This window comes from Streptomyces sp. NPDC026538, from assembly GCF_055567535.1.
On record NZ_JBVHQG010000005.1, the window covers coordinates 1 to 14,380 of the forward strand.

21 protein-coding genes are annotated in these 14,380 nt (G+C 67.7%); all 21 read left to right on the plus strand.

Going from position 1 to position 14,380, the window contains the following annotated elements; genetic code table 11:
* The coding region (locus ACZ4N4_RS20415; RefSeq protein ID WP_467590674.1) for a DUF6531 domain-containing protein at positions 1-4,044 on the plus strand (4,044 nt) is incomplete at its 5' end.
* 41 nt (positions 4,045-4,085) lie between these two features.
* The gene (locus tag ACZ4N4_RS20420) at positions 4,086-4,676 is read left to right on the plus strand and encodes a hypothetical protein (RefSeq protein WP_453574720.1); all 591 of its coding nucleotides are present in this window, start codon (positions 4,086-4,088) and stop codon (positions 4,674-4,676) included.
* Positions 4,677-5,252: 576 nt separating this feature from the next.
* Positions 5,253-5,561, plus strand: a complete 309-nt coding sequence (gene rpsJ, locus ACZ4N4_RS20425) for a 30S ribosomal protein S10 (RefSeq protein WP_003948644.1) — start codon at positions 5,253-5,255, stop codon at positions 5,559-5,561.
* Positions 5,562-5,578: 17 nt separating this feature from the next.
* Positions 5,579-6,223 (plus strand): 50S ribosomal protein L3, encoded by a 645-nt coding sequence (gene rplC, locus ACZ4N4_RS20430; RefSeq protein WP_351318159.1) that lies wholly within the window; start codon positions 5,579-5,581, stop codon positions 6,221-6,223.
* Between the two features lie 8 nt (positions 6,224-6,231).
* A complete protein-coding gene (gene rplD, locus ACZ4N4_RS20435) occupies positions 6,232-6,888 on the plus strand; it encodes a 50S ribosomal protein L4 (RefSeq protein ID WP_351693717.1) in 657 nt (218 codons plus the stop codon).
* Complete coding sequence (gene rplW / locus ACZ4N4_RS20440) at positions 6,888-7,307, plus strand: 50S ribosomal protein L23 (protein WP_351318163.1); 420 nt, start codon at positions 6,888-6,890, stop codon at positions 7,305-7,307. The genes rplD and rplW overlap by 1 nt, the downstream gene beginning before the upstream one ends.
* Positions 7,308-7,345: 38 nt before the next feature.
* Positions 7,346-8,182, plus strand: a complete 837-nt coding sequence (rplB, locus tag ACZ4N4_RS20445) for a 50S ribosomal protein L2 (protein WP_189268841.1) — start codon at positions 7,346-7,348, stop codon at positions 8,180-8,182.
* 12 nt (positions 8,183-8,194) lie between these two features.
* Complete coding sequence (rpsS, locus tag ACZ4N4_RS20450) at positions 8,195-8,476, plus strand: 30S ribosomal protein S19 (RefSeq protein WP_003992359.1); 282 nt, start codon at positions 8,195-8,197, stop codon at positions 8,474-8,476.
* 44 nt (positions 8,477-8,520) lie between these two features.
* Positions 8,521-8,868 carry a 50S ribosomal protein L22 gene (rplV, locus tag ACZ4N4_RS20455; protein WP_003974262.1) on the plus strand — a complete coding sequence of 116 codons (348 nt, stop codon included), beginning with the start codon at positions 8,521-8,523 and terminating at the stop codon, positions 8,866-8,868.
* Positions 8,868-9,695, plus strand: coding sequence for a 30S ribosomal protein S3 (rpsC, locus tag ACZ4N4_RS20460; protein ID WP_093499641.1), 828 nt, complete (start codon positions 8,868-8,870; stop codon positions 9,693-9,695). Before rplV ends, rpsC begins: the two co-directional genes overlap by 1 nt.
* 5 nt (positions 9,696-9,700) lie before the next feature.
* Positions 9,701-10,120, plus strand: coding sequence for a 50S ribosomal protein L16 (rplP, locus tag ACZ4N4_RS20465; protein ID WP_030788270.1), 420 nt, complete (start codon positions 9,701-9,703; stop codon positions 10,118-10,120).
* Positions 10,120-10,344: a 50S ribosomal protein L29 gene (gene rpmC, locus ACZ4N4_RS20470; RefSeq protein ID WP_010036720.1), complete on the plus strand. Its 225-nt coding sequence runs from the start codon at positions 10,120-10,122 to the stop codon at positions 10,342-10,344. The genes rplP and rpmC overlap by 1 nt, the downstream gene beginning before the upstream one ends.
* Positions 10,344-10,631, plus strand: coding sequence for a 30S ribosomal protein S17 (gene rpsQ / locus ACZ4N4_RS20475; protein WP_189268843.1), 288 nt, complete (start codon positions 10,344-10,346; stop codon positions 10,629-10,631). The genes rpmC and rpsQ overlap by 1 nt, the downstream gene beginning before the upstream one ends.
* A gap of 100 nt (positions 10,632-10,731) precedes the next feature.
* Positions 10,732-11,100, plus strand: a complete 369-nt coding sequence (gene rplN, locus ACZ4N4_RS20480; protein WP_003992364.1) for a 50S ribosomal protein L14 — start codon at positions 10,732-10,734, stop codon at positions 11,098-11,100.
* A 2-nt stretch (positions 11,101-11,102) separates the two neighbouring features.
* The gene (gene rplX, locus ACZ4N4_RS20485) at positions 11,103-11,426 is read left to right on the plus strand and encodes a 50S ribosomal protein L24 (protein ID WP_030967306.1); all 324 of its coding nucleotides are present in this window, start codon (positions 11,103-11,105) and stop codon (positions 11,424-11,426) included.
* Positions 11,426-11,983, plus strand: coding sequence for a 50S ribosomal protein L5 (rplE, locus tag ACZ4N4_RS20490; RefSeq protein ID WP_093499638.1), 558 nt, complete (start codon positions 11,426-11,428; stop codon positions 11,981-11,983). Before rplX ends, rplE begins: the two co-directional genes overlap by 1 nt.
* Before the next feature lie 5 nt (positions 11,984-11,988).
* Entirely contained in the window at positions 11,989-12,174 is a 186-nt protein-coding gene (locus ACZ4N4_RS20495) for a type Z 30S ribosomal protein S14 (RefSeq protein ID WP_003948630.1), read from the plus strand.
* Between the two features lie 213 nt (positions 12,175-12,387).
* The gene (rpsH, locus tag ACZ4N4_RS20500; protein WP_089099428.1) at positions 12,388-12,786 is read left to right on the plus strand and encodes a 30S ribosomal protein S8; all 399 of its coding nucleotides are present in this window, start codon (positions 12,388-12,390) and stop codon (positions 12,784-12,786) included.
* 24 nt (positions 12,787-12,810) lie between these two features.
* Complete coding sequence (gene rplF, locus ACZ4N4_RS20505) at positions 12,811-13,350, plus strand: 50S ribosomal protein L6 (RefSeq protein ID WP_360487416.1); 540 nt, start codon at positions 12,811-12,813, stop codon at positions 13,348-13,350.
* Between the two features lie 3 nt (positions 13,351-13,353).
* The gene (gene rplR / locus ACZ4N4_RS20510) at positions 13,354-13,737 is read left to right on the plus strand and encodes a 50S ribosomal protein L18 (RefSeq protein ID WP_089099426.1); all 384 of its coding nucleotides are present in this window, start codon (positions 13,354-13,356) and stop codon (positions 13,735-13,737) included.
* A gap of 36 nt (positions 13,738-13,773) precedes the next feature.
* Positions 13,774-14,379 (plus strand): 30S ribosomal protein S5, encoded by a 606-nt coding sequence (rpsE, locus tag ACZ4N4_RS20515; protein WP_016645168.1) that lies wholly within the window; start codon positions 13,774-13,776, stop codon positions 14,377-14,379.
* Position 14,380 lies beyond the last annotated feature (1 nt).

Consider the following 14,380-nt stretch of genomic DNA (forward strand, 5'->3'; position numbering starts at 1 on the left):
AGCGCCAAGTCCGCGCACACCAAGGCCCAGTCGGACGTCACCACCGCGCAGAACGCCCTCGACGCCGCGAAGAAGATGGCCGAGGACGCCCGCACTATGCGCGACGACGCGGCGGGCGAGGCGAAGCGGAAGATCGACGAGGCCTCCGACGCGGGGATCCCCAACCGGCACTGGTGGCAGGACGTCGGCCACTGGTTCGAGGACAACTGGGACACCATCGTCACGGTCTGCAAGGTCGTCGTCGCGGTCGTCGGCATCATCGCGATGATCATCGGCGGGCCGATCCTCGGCGCGATCGTCCTCGTCGCCGCGCTCGTCGTCCTCGCGGACACGCTCTACAAGTACTCCAAGGGCCAAGCGTCTCTATGGGACGTGGCGTTCGCCGCCCTGGACTGCATACCCGGCGGCAAGGGCATCACCAGCCTCGGCAAGCTCGCCAAGGGACTGAAGGGGTTGCGGGGGCTGGGCAAGACCGGTCTCAAGGGCATGGCGCTCGGGGTGAAGGGGCTGGGCAAGAGCACGCGGGCGCTTGGCCGGCAGATGCAGAAACTCATCACCCGCGGGGATCCGATCGACCTGGCCACCGGGGAGATGGTCATGTCCGCGGCGGACATCGCCTTGGACGGCGTACTCCCGCTCCTCCTGGAGCGCCACTACCGCACCAGTGTTCGCAACGGCCGTCTCCTCGGACCGAGTTGGACGTGCACGCTCGACCAGCGCGTGATGCTCGACGAGACCGGGGTACGGCTCGCCGTCGACGACGGCATGGTGTTGCACTATCCGGTGCCGGAAGCCGACGTGCCCGTGCTGCCGGTGGAAGGCCCCGCCTGGCCGCTCAGCCTGGACCGTGGCGATCCGAGCGGATACGCCGTCTACCGGCCCGAGACCGGGCAGACCCTGCGCTTCCGGCCGCTGCCCGAGCAGCCCGTCGGCGAGCTTCCTCTGGCGGAGGTCGCCGACCGCAACGGCAACACGATCCGCGTCGCCTACCGCGAGGACGGCACACCGAGGGAGATCCTCCACCACGGCGGCTACCGCATCGGGGTCACCTGCGAGAGCGGCCGGATCATCGAACTCGCGCTGGTCAGCCATCCCGAGCGGCCGGCCCTGGTCCGTTACGGCTACGACGACCGGGGCAACCTGTCGGCCGTCCACAACTCCTTCGACCGGCCTCTGCGTTTCGCGTACGACGACGCCCGGCGCATCACACGCTGGGAGGACCGCAACGGCGTCTGGTACCGGTTCGAGTACGACGACACGGGCCGGTGCGTGGCCGGACACGGCATGGACGGGTGTCTCTCCTACACCTTCGCCTACGACGACGAGGCCCACCGCACGGTCGCCGTCGACTCGCTGGGCCATGCCACGTACTACCGGTTCAACGACGCCTATCAGCTGATCGCCGAGACCGACGCCCTCGGCCACACCGTGACCCAGGAATGGGACCACCGGGACCGGCTGCTGAGCCGCACGGACCAGCTCGGCCGGACGCTGCGCATGGACTGGGACGGCGCGGGCCTGTTGACCGCCGTGCGGCTCCCCGACGGATCGGTATCGACAACCCGCTACAACGACCTCGGGCTCCCGGTGGAGATCACCGAGTACGACGGAGCGGTGCTGCGGCAGGACTGGGACGACCACGGCAACTGCACCTCGCTGACGACGGCCGACGGAGCGGTCACCGTCTTCACCCGTGAGCGGACGGGTGCCCTCGCCTCGCTGACCGACGCCGCCGGCGCGGTCCACACCTTCACCAGCAACGCGGCAGGACAGCGGACCTCCGCCACCGACCCGCTCGGCGCCCGCTTCACGTACGGGTACGACGCCTTCGGCCGGTGCACATCCGTAGCCGACCCGATGGGCGGGACCACCCTGCGGTCCTACTCCACGGAGGGCCACCTCACCTCGCGCACCGATCCGGACGGCAGCACGTGGCGCTGGTCCTACGACGGGGAGGGCAACCAGCTCACGCACACCGACCCGCTGGGCCGCACCACCCGCTTCAGCTACGGGCCTTTCGACCTGATCACCGCCCGCACCACACCCGAGGGGGTCCGCCACACCTTCCTCCACGACACGGAACTGCGGCTCCTCCAAGTGACCGGGCCCCACGGACGGAGCTGGGACTACCGCTACGACGCCGTCGGCAACCTGGTCGCGGAGTCCGACTTCGACGGTCGTACGCTCGCCTACGCGTACGACCCCGCAGGTCAGCTGCTCAGCCGGACAAACGCCGTCGGCCAGCGTGCGGAGTTCGCGTACGACGACGCCGGCAACCAGATCAGCGCCACGCTGGACGGCAGTACCACCACCTACCGGCACGACCGCGCCGGCCGACTGCTGCACGCGGTGGCTCCGGAGGCCACCCTCTCCTGCAGTTACGACCGCGCGGGTCGCATCACGGCCGAGACCGTCGACGGGCGGACCCTGGCCACGGCGTATGACGTACTGGGCCACCCGGTCCGCCGGACAACCCCGAGCGGCACCGTCACGATGTACACCTACGACGCGGCCGGGCAACGCACGGAACTGACCGCAGACGGCCATGTCCTGGCCTTCGCCCATGACGGCCTGGGACGTGAGACCACCAGGACGATGGGTCCGGCACTGACCCTCACCCACGCCTGGGACAGCGGCGACCGGCTCACCGAACAGCGGACCACATCCGAGGGCAGCCCGCAGCCGCTGACTCACCGGACCTACACCTACCGTCCCGACGGCCACGTGACCGCGCTCGACGACCGCGCGACCGGACGCCGTACCTTCGACCTCGATCCGGCCGGGCGTGTCCTCAAGGTGCGCGCGGCGGAGTGGACGGAGTCCTACGCCTACGACGAGCAGGGCAACCAGACCAGCGCCACCTGGCCCGACCGCTACCCGGCCGCGGAGGCTCGTGGCGCACGAGCCCACCAGGGCGACCGTGTGCTGCGCGCGGGCGGGATCCACTACGAGTACGACGCGGCCGGACGTGTCGTCATGCGCCGCAGGACGCGGCTGTCCAGAAAACCCGACATCTGGCACTACAGCTGGGACGCGGACGACCGGCTCACCTCGGTCGTCACCCCCGACGGCACGGTGTGGCGCTATCTCCACGACCCGCTGGGCCGCCGTATCGCCAAGCAGCGGCTGACGGCCGACGGGCAGCGGGTCGCCGAAGAGACCCGCTTCACCTGGGACGGGGCACACCTCGTCGAGCAGACCACGGTCCAGGCCGACTCCGGCGGGTCCACCACGCTCACCTGGGAGCGCGACGGCGTCCGGCCGCTGAGCCAGACGCACCGCACCAGCCCGGCCGACGCCCCACAGGAAGTGATCGACGAGCACTTCTACGCCATCGTCACCGACGTCGTCGGCACCCCCACCGAACTCCTCACCGAGGACGGTGCCGTCGCCTGGCGCGCGGACACCACCCTGTGGGGCCTCACCGGGCGGGAGGGCACTCACGCCGCGTCCACCCCGCTGCGCTTCCCGGGCCAGTACTTCGACCCCGAATCGCAGCTCCACCACAACTTCTTCCGCTACTACGACCCGGTCACCGCTGCCTACGTCACCGCCGACCCGCTGGGCCTCGACGCCGGCCCGAACCCTCGTGCCTATGTGCCCAACCCGCTGTGCTGGCTCGACTACCTGGGCCTTCTCACCTGTGCCGAGAACGCGGACCTGCTCGCCAAGAACCTGGCGCGGGAAGGCCGTGCGAAAAGCGCGGGCGAGGCCGCAGCGCACATCGTGCCGTCCGGCATGAAGCGCAACGGGGCGGCGGCGAGCCGGGCGCTCCTGGAGAAGTACGGCGTCGACATCAACGACGCGGCGAACGGCATACCGCTGGGGCATCCGCGACCGCACAACTTCACCCACCGCAAGGCGTTCCTGCAGCGTCTGAACACCCGGCTGGAGACCGTGGAGCGGACGATGAAGGACGACGGATACGGCGCGCGAGCCATCCGCGGTGCGCTGCGCCGGGAACTGCGGTCCATCGGTCAGCAGGTCGAGAAGGAACTGGCGGGCGGGCAGCCGGGACCGGGTGCGGTCTGGACGGGGCCATGATGAGGTCTGCCGACGCGACGACGAACACGGATGGTGACGCGATGTCTGACGTGCCACAGCGGAGTCTGGCGGTCTACCGGCTCCTGCCGAGCCTGAGCGACTACGAGACGCTGCGTCTGGATGGTGCCGACCAGAGCAGGCTGATGCGGTGGCAGCGGAGCGGGGACGAAGCGGACCGGCCCACCGGGCTGCGTGCCGAATGGATGGACGACTCCGCGCCCAGGAGCGAGTTCCCCAGTGGCAGTCCCGGAGCGCCCGTGCTCAGCCGCCGTCTGGCCGAGGGGTTCGGGGACGAGCTGCTGTCGGCCGGGAGCCTGGTACCCGTCGAGATCCGCAACGGCAAGGGCGACGACTACGTCCTGTACCTCGTCGACCAGGTGGTCGACTGCCTCGATCTCCGCAGGTCGTCCAAGCCGAAGCGGAACGGCGAGATCAAGAAGCCCGTGTACCGTCCCGAGGCACTGCCGACCCGGCTGCCCGCCTTCCGGCTGCCGCAGTTCCCCCGCGCCGTTCAGTGGAACGGCTGGGCCGCCGATCGGCTCCTCGGGCTCACCGGGGACCAGATCGAGGCCCGCCTGACCTGGTCGGAGGAGCCCGCGGCCAAGCCCCATCCCGACCCGTGGGGATTCTGACCGACAGCGGGCCTCGGCAACGACGACGGACCTCCCGGCGTGCGTGCCCTGATCAAGACGAAAACCAGCCTGTCCTGCGACGAGGCAGGTACGGAATCACAAGGGAGTCACCCTCGCGGGACCGGCAGCGGGACGGCGATGGTCTGGGCAGGTGTTTGACCTACGTCACCCTGGGGGTATTGTCTCCGGCTCGATTGGCCAGCCCCCTGTCCCGTATGGCAGACTGTCGGAGTTGCTCGGTCGAGTGTTGATGCTGCGCGCCTCCCGCCGGGAGGACCGGAAGCGAGTCCCACAGTACTCGTCGTCCTAACTGCCACCACGGCAGCACTGGGGCGGACGTACGGGAATCTTTCGGGAAGTGGAGTGCGGCACCGACCAGGCGCCCGGTGGGCCTTCCGCCCCCGGCTTGCGGTTCCGGAAGGGCCGTGTGCATTCCCCGCAGGGATGTTCGAACAAGGGGCATCTGTGTCAGCGGGAGCGCGACACGCCCGACCGCGTGGGTCGGAGAGAACGAAGGCAGCAGAGGGAATCCGCCGGGTTCCGGAGCGTAAGAAGAGACAGGACTACTGAGTAGCCATGGCGGGACAGAAGATCCGCATCCGGCTCAAGGCCTACGACCACGAGGTCATCGACTCCTCGGCGAAGAAGATCGTCGAGACGGTGACCCGCACTGGTGCGTCGGTCGCGGGCCCGGTGCCGCTGCCCACTGAGAAGAACGTGTACTGCGTCATCAAGTCGCCGCACAAGTACAAGGACTCGCGCGAGCACTTCGAGATGCGCACGCACAAGCGCCTGATCGACATCCTCGACCCGACCCCCAAGACCGTTGACTCTCTGATGCGACTCGACCTCCCGGCCGGTGTCGACATCGAGATCAAGCTCTGAGGGCCGGTGATCTGAGAATGGCTAAGCAGATCAAGGGCATCCTGGGCGAGAAGCTCGGCATGACGCAGGTGTGGGACGAGAACAACCGTGTCGTCCCGGTCACCGTCGTCAAGGCCGGCCCCAACATCGTCACCCAGGTCCGCACCAACGACGTCGACGGCTACGAGTCCGTCCAGCTCGCCTTCGGCGAGATCGACCCGCGCAAGGTGAACAAGCCCCTCAAGGGTCACTTCGCGAAGGCCGACGTCACCCCCCGTCGTCACCTCGTCGAGATCCGGACGGCCGACGCCACCGAGTACACCCTCGGTCAGGAAGTCACCGCCGAGGTCTTCGAGGCCGGCGTGAAGGTCGACGTCACCGGCAAGAGCAAGGGCAAGGGCTTCGCCGGTGTCATGAAGCGTCACAACTTCAAGGGCCTCGGCGCCGGTCACGGCACCCAGCGCAAGCACCGCTCTCCCGGTTCCATCGGTGGCTGCGCCACCCCGGGCCGCGTGTTCAAGGGCCTCCGCATGGCGGGTCGCATGGGCAACGAGCGTGTCACCACCCAGAACCTGACCGTCCACGCCGTTGACGCGGAGAAGGGTCTGCTGCTCATCAAGGGCGCGGTTCCCGGTCCGAACGGCGGCCTCGTCCTGGTCCGCACCGCGGCCAAGGGGGCCTGAGGTAACCGATGAGCACTGTTGACATCCTTTCGCCTGCCGGCGAGAAGACCGGAAGCGTCGAGCTCCCCGCGGAGATCTTCGGCGTGGAGAAGGTCAGCATCCCGCTGATCCACCAGGTCGTCGTCGCGCAGAACGCGGCCGCCCGCCAGGGCACGCACAAGACGAAGACCCGTGGCGAGGTCCGTGGTGGCGGCAAGAAGCCGTACCGCCAGAAGGGCACCGGCCGCGCCCGTCAGGGCTCGACCCGCGCCCCGCAGTTCGCCGGCGGTGGCGTCGTCCACGGCCCGCAGCCGCGTGACTACTCGCAGCGCACCCCGAAGAAGATGAAGGCTGCCGCTCTGCGTCACGCCCTCACCGACCGGGCGCGCCACAACCGCATCCACGTCGTCTCCGGCGTGGTCGAGGGCGAGAACCCCAGCACCAAGGCCGCTCGCACGCTGTTCGGCAAGATCTCGGAGCGCAAGAACCTGCTCCTGGTCGTCGACCGCGCCGACGAGGCCGCGTGGCTGTCCGCCCGCAACCTGCCCCAGGTCCACATCCTGGAGCCGGGCCAGCTGAACACGTACGACGTGATCGTCTCGGACGACGTGGTCTTCACCCAGGCCGCTCTCGAGTCCTTCGTCGCCGGCCCGAAGGCCAACGACACCGAAGGGACCGAGGTCTGATGGCTACCCGTCACCCGAGCATCGCCTCGAAGGCTGCCAAGGCCGCCAAGGCCGCGCGCGTCGCCAAGGCGCGCCGTCACGCCGCCGAGGGCAAGAACACCGTCGAGACCCCGCTGAGCAAGTCCTTCACGGACCACCGTGACGTGCTGCTCAAGCCGGTCGTCTCGGAGAAGAGCTACGCGCTTCTGGACGAGGGCAAGTACACGTTCATCGTCGCCCCGGGCGCCAACAAGACCCAGATCAAGCAGGCCGTCCAGGCGGTCTTCGACGTCAAGGTCACCGGGGTCAACACCCTCAACCGCCAGGGCAAGCGCAAGCGCACCAAGACCGGTTTCGGTCAGCGCGCGGGCTCCAAGCGCGCGATCGTGACCCTCGCCGAGGGCGACCGTATCGACATCTTCGGCGGTCCGACCGCGTAAGCGGGTCGGATCGTCCGATATCGGACGAGGACTGAGAAATGGGAATCCGCAAGTACAAGCCGACTACGCCGGGCCGTCGTGGCGCCAGCGTCGCCGACTTCGTCGAGGTCACGCGGTCCACGCCGGAGAAGTCGCTGGTCCGCCCGCTGCACAGCAAGGGCGGCCGTAACAACGCCGGTCGTGTGACCGTTCGCCACCAGGGTGGCGGACACAAGCGCGCCTTCCGAGTGATCGACTTCCGTCGTCACGACAAGGACGGCGTGCCGGCGAAGGTCGCGCACATCGAGTACGACCCCAACCGCACCGCGCGCATCGCGCTGCTGCACTACGCGGACGGCGAGAAGCGCTACATCCTCGCCCCGCGCAACCTGCAGCAGGGCGACACCGTGGAGAACGGTCCCGGGGCCGACATCAAGCCGGGCAACAACCTGGCCCTCCGCAACATCCCGGTCGGTACCACGATCCACGCGATCGAGCTCCGTCCCGGTGGTGGCGCCAAGTTCGCCCGTTCCGCGGGTGCCTCGGTGCAGCTGCTCGCCCGTGAGGGCGCCATGGCGACCCTCCGTATGCCGTCCGGCGAGATCCGCATGGTGGACGCGCGCTGCCGCGCCACCGTCGGTGAGGTCGGCAACGCCGAGCAGTCGAACATCAACTGGGGCAAGGCCGGCCGCAAGCGGTGGCTGGGCGTTCGCCCGACCGTCCGTGGTGTCGTCATGAACCCGGTCGACCACCCGCACGGTGGTGGTGAGGGCCGGACGTCCGGTGGTCGTCACCCCGTCTCCCCGTGGGGCAAGAAGGAAGGTCGTACTCGTTCGCCCAAGAAGGCGTCGAACAAGTACATCGTCCGCCGCCGCAAGACGAACAAGAAGCGTTAAGGACTGGTTGAGATGCCTCGTAGCTTGAAGAAGGGGCCCTTCGTCGACGACCACCTGATCAAGAAGGTGGACGCCCAGAACGAAGCCGGCACCAAGAACGTCATCAAGACCTGGTCCCGCCGCTCGATGATCGTCCCGGCCATGCTGGGTCACACCCTCGCGGTGCACAACGGCAAGACCCACATCCCGGTGTTCGTCACCGAGTCGATGGTCGGCCACAAGCTCGGCGAGTTCTCGCCGACCCGCACCTTCCGGGGCCACGTCAAGGACGACCGGAAGTCGAAGCGCCGCTAGTAGCGGATCGCATTCAGACACGTAAGTAACTGAGAGGGACAACCATGGAAGCCAGGGCCCAGGCGCGGTACATCCGCGTTACGCCCATGAAGGCCCGCCGCGTGGTGGACCTTATCCGTGGCATGGATGCCACGGAGGCTCAGGCTGTTCTGCGATTCGCTCCGCAGGCAGCCTCCGTGCCGGTCGGCAAGGTGCTCGACAGCGCCATCGCCAACGCCGCGCACAACTACGACCACACCGACGCCGACAGCCTCTTCATCTCCGAGGCGTACGTCGACGAGGGTCCGACCCTGAAGCGGTTCCGTCCGCGTGCTCAGGGCCGTGCCTACCGGATCCGCAAGCGGACCAGCCACATCACCGTGGTCGTCAGCAGCAAGGAAGGAACCCGGTAATGGGCCAGAAGGTTAACCCGCATGGGTTCCGGCTCGGTGTCACCACGGACTTCAAGTCCCGGTGGTACGCCGACAAGCTGTACAAGGACTACGTCAAGGAAGACGTCGCCATCCGTCGGATGATGACGTCCGGCATGGAGCGCGCCGGTATCTCGAAGGTTGAGATCGAGCGCACCCGTGACCGTGTCCGCGTGGACATCCACACCGCGCGTCCGGGCATCGTCATCGGCCGCCGCGGCGCCGAGGCCGACCGCATCCGCGGTGACCTGGAGAAGCTGACCGGCAAGCAGGTCCAGCTGAACATCCTCGAGGTCAAGAACCCGGAGACGGACGCTCAGCTGGTGGCCCAGGCCGTCGCCGAGCAGCTCTCCTCCCGCGTCTCCTTCCGTCGGGCCATGCGCAAGAGCATGCAGTCCGCCATGAAGGCCGGCGCCAAGGGCATCAAGATCCAGTGCGGTGGCCGCCTCGGCGGCGCCGAGATGTCCCGCTCGGAGTTCTACCGCGAGGGCCGTGTGCCCCTGCACACGCTCCGCGCGAACGTGGACTACGGCTTCTTCGAGGCCAAGACGACCTTCGGCCGCATCGGTGTGAAGGTCTGGATCTACAAGGGCGATGTCAAGAACATCGCCGAGGTCCGCGCCGAGAACGCCGCAGCCCGCGCCGGCAACCGCCCGGCCCGTGGCGGTGGCGCTGGTGACCGCCCGGCCCGTGGTGGCCGTGGTGGCGAGCGGCGCGGTCGCAAGCCGCAGCAGGCTCCCGCTGCCGAGGCCCCCCAGGCCGAGGCCGCTGCCGCTCCGGCTGCTGAGAGCACCGGAACGGAGGCCTGACCGACATGCTGATCCCCCGTAGGGTCAAGCACCGCAAGCAGCACCACCCGAAGCGTCGTGGTGAGGCCAAGGGCGGTACCACGGTCGCGTTCGGCGAGTACGGCATCCAGGCCCTCACGCCGGCGTACGTGACCAACCGCCAGATCGAGGCCGCTCGTATCGCGATGACCCGCCACATCAAGCGTGGCGGCAAGGTCTGGATCAACATCTACCCGGACCGCCCGCTGACGAAGAAGCCTGCCGAGACCCGCATGGGTTCCGGTAAGGGTTCTCCGGAGTGGTGGATCGCGAACGTGCACCCGGGCCGGGTCATGTTCGAGCTGTCCTACCCCAACGAGAAGATCGCCCGTGAGGCCCTGACTCGCGCAGCCCACAAGCTGCCGATGAAGTGCCGGATCGTCAAGCGCGAGGCAGGTGAAGCGTGATGTCGGCCGGTACCAAGGCGTCCGAGCTGCGCGAGCTGGGCAACGAGGAGCTGCTGAACAAGCTCCGCGAGGCCAAGGAAGAGCTGTTCAACCTCCGCTTCCAGGCGGCGACGGGTCAGCTCGAGAACCACGGTCGGCTCAAGGCCGTCCGTAAGGACATCGCGCGGATCTACACCCTGATGCGTGAGCGCGAGCTGGGCATCGAGACGGTGGAGAGCGCCTGATGAGCGAGAGCAACGTGACTGAGAACACTGAGGCGCGCGGCAGCTTCCGCAAGACCCGTGAGGGTCTCGTCGTCAGCGACAAGATGGACAAGACCGTCGTCGTCGCCGTCGAGGACCGCGTCAAGCACGCGCTGTACGGCAAGGTCATCCGCCGTACCAACAAGCTCAAGGCGCACGACGAGCAGAACGCCGCGGGCGTCGGCGACCGTGTCCTCCTCATGGAGACCCGGCCGCTGTCCGCGACGAAGCGCTGGCGCGTCGTCGAGATCCTCGAGAAGGCCAAGTAAGTCTCCTGCGGGGCACCCCTCGCAGGACAGTTCCGCCAGGCTCCGGGGGCCGTTCCTCTGAACGGCCCCCGGGGAACCGGCAGACACACAGGAGATAGACGTGATCCAGCAGGAGTCGCGACTGCGCGTCGCCGACAACACGGGGGCGAAGGAAATCCTTTGCATCCGTGTGCTCGGTGGCTCCGGTCGCCGCTACGCGGGCATCGGTGACGTCATCGTCGCCACCGTCAAGGACGCGATCCCCGGCGGCAACGTGAAGAAGGGTGACGTCATCAAGGCGGTCATCGTTCGCACCGTCAAGGAGCGCCGCCGTCCGGACGGCTCGTACATCCGCTTCGACGAGAACGCCGCCGTCATTCTGAAGAACGACGGCGACCCTCGTGGCACCCGTATCTTCGGCCCGGTCGGCCGTGAGCTGCGCGAGAAGAAGTTCATGAAGATCATCTCGCTGGCTCCGGAGGTGCTGTAAGCATGAAGATCAAGAAGGGCGACCTGGTCCAGGTCATCACCGGTAAGGACAAGGGCAAGCAGGGCAAGGTCATCGCGGCCTACCCCCGCGAGGACCGCGTCCTGGTCGAGGGTGTCAACCGGGTCAAGAAGCACACCAAGGCCGGTCCGACCGCTCGCGGTTCGCAGGCCGGCGGCATCGTCACGACCGAGGCGCCCGTCCACGTCTCCAACGTCCAGCTGGTCGTTGAGAAGGACGGCAACAAGGTTGTCACGCGTGTCGGTTACCGCTTCGACGACGAAGGCAACAAGATCCGCGTTGCCAAGCGGACGGGTGAGGACATCTGATGGCTACCACCACTGCTCCGCGTCTGAAGCTGAAGTACCGCGAGGAGATCGCGGGCAAGCTGCGTGACGAGTTCAAGTACGAGAACGTCATGCAGATCCCCGGCCTCGTCAAGATCGTGGTCAACATGGGTGTCGGCGACGCCGCCCGTGACTCGAAGCTGATCGAGGGCGCGATCCGCGACCTGACCACCATCACCGGTCAGAAGCCGGCCGTCACCAAGGCCCGCAAGTCCATCGCGCAGTTCAAGCTGCGTGAGGGTCAGCCGATCGGTGCCCACGTCACGCTCCGTGGCGACCGCATGTGGGAGTTCCTGGACCGCACCCTGTCGCTCGCGCTGCCGCGCATCCGCGACTTCCGTGGTCTGTCCCCCAAGCAGTTCGACGGCCGTGGCAACTACACCTTCGGTCTCACGGAGCAGGTCATGTTCCACGAGATCGACCAGGACAAGATCGACCGCACCCGGGGTATGGACATCACCGTGGTGACCACGGCGACCAACGACGCTGAGGGCCGCGCGCTCCTTCGTCACCTCGGCTTCCCCTTCAAGGAGGCGTGAGCGAGATGGCGAAGAAGGCTCTGATTGCCAAGGCTGCTCGCAAGCCGAAGTTCGGTGTGCGTGGCTACACCCGCTGCCAGCGCTGTGGCCGCCCGCACTCCGTGTACCGCAAGTTCGGCCTGTGCCGCGTGTGCCTTCGTGAGATGGCTCACCGCGGCGAGCTGCCGGGCGTGACCAAGAGCTCCTGGTAATCCCCCTTTTAGGGATTCCGGAGGCTCTCGGTAAGCAATGGGCGTGTCAGGCGCCCACCCCTTCATGGCTTAGGCTTGGAGGGTTGGGCGCCTGACAGTCGCCCGTACGACTTACTACGCCGTAGGTCCACCGCGCCGCACCCGCCCCGTCTCGGATCGGGGAGAGGGATGGCGCACCAGGAAACCCCGGCGAGAGAGGCCACAGGCCAATTCATGACCATGACTGATCCGATCGCAGACATGCTGACGCGTCTGCGGAACGCGAACTCGGCGTACCACGACTCCGTGACGATGCCGGCGTCCAAGATCAAGTCTCACATCGCGGAGATCCTCCAGCAGGAGGGCTTCATCACGGGCTGGAAGGTCGAGGACGCCGAGGTCGGCAAGAACCTCGTGCTGGACCTGAAGTTCGGTCCCAACCGTGAGCGCTCCATCGCGGGCATCAAGCGGATCTCCAAGCCCGGTCTCCGGGTGTACGCGAAGTCCACCTCCCTGCCCAAGGTGCTGGGCGGCCTCGGCGTGGCGATCATCTCCACGTCCCACGGGCTCCTCACCGACAAGCAGGCCGGCAAGAAGGGCGTAGGCGGGGAAGTCCTCGCCTACGTCTGGTAGCAGAAGGGAACGGAGGAAACAGCTATGTCGCGTATCGGCAAGCTCCCCATCGCGGTTCCCGCCGGCGTGGACGTCACCATCGACGGTCGCACGGTGAAGGTCAAGGGCCCCAAGGGCGAGCTGACCCACACCATCGTGGCTCCGATCGACATCGCCAAGGGCGAGGACGGCACTCTCGCGGTGACCCGCCCCAACGACGAGCGTCAGAGCAAGGCCTTGCACGGCCTGTCCCGCACGCTGGTGGCGAACATGATCACCGGCGTGACCCAGGGTTACGTGAAGAAGCTCGAAATCAGTGGTGTCGGTTACCGCGTGACCGCCAAGGGTGCGAACCTCGAGTTCGCGCTCGGTTACAGCCACCCGATCCTGGTCGAGGCCCCCGAGGGCATCTCCTTCAAGGTGGAGAACCCGACCCGCTTCCAGGTCGAGGGCATCGACAAGCAGAAGGTCGGCGAGGTTGCGGCCAACATCCGCAAGCTGCGCAAGCCCGACCCGTACAAGGCCAAGGGCGTCAAGTACGAGGGCGAAGTCATCCGCCGCAAGGTCGGAAAGGCGGGTAAGTAAGCCATGGCATACGGACAGAAGATCCTCAAGGGCGACGCCTACAAGCGCGCCGCGATCAAGCGCCGCCACATCCGGATCCGTAAGAACATTTCCGGTACGGCGGAGCGTCCCCGTCTGGTAGTTACCCGCTCGAACCGCCACATCGTGGCCCAGGTGATCGACGACATCAAGGGTCACACCCTGGCGTCGGCGTCCACGCTGGACACCTCGGTCCGCGGTGGCGAGGGTGACAAGTCCGCGCAGGCCAAGCAGGTCGGCGCTCTGGTCGCCGAGCGTGCCAAGGCCGCCGGTGTCGAGGCCGTGGTGTTCGACCGTGGTGGCAACCAGTACGCCGGGCGCATTGCCGCCCTGGCGGACGCCGCCCGCGAAGCCGGGCTCAAGTTCTGAGCCGCTTGTAGCTAGCGGAAAGAGAGAGGTAATCCAATGGCTGGACCCCAGCGCCGCGGTGGCGGTGCCGGTGGCGGCGAGCGGCGGGACCGGAAGGGCCGTGACGGCGGCGCTGCTGCCGCCGAGAAGACCGCGTACGTTGAGCGCGTTGTCGCGATCAACCGCGTCGCCAAGGTTGTGAAGGGTGGTCGTCGCTTCAGCTTCACCGCGCTGGTCGTGGTGGGCGACGGTGACGGCACCGTGGGTGTCGGTTACGGCAAGGCCAAGGAGGTGCCGGCCGCCATCGCCAAGGGTGTTGAGGAGGCCAAGAAGCACTTCTTCAAGGTCCCCCGTATCCAGGGCACCATCCCGCACCCGATCCAGGGTGAGAAGGCCGCGGGCGTCGTCCTGCTCAAGCCGGCTTCCCCCGGTACCGGTGTTATCGCCGGTGGCCCGGTGCGTGCCGTGCTCGAGTGCGCCGGCGTTCACGACATCCTGTCGAAGTCCCTGGGCTCCGACAACGCGATCAACATCGTGCACGCGACCGTGGCGGCCCTCAAGGGCCTGCAGCGTCCCGAGGAGATCGCGGCCCGCCGTGGTCTGCCCCTCGAGGACGTCGCCCCCGCGGCTCTTCTCCGTGCACGTGCCGGGGCGGGTGCGTAAT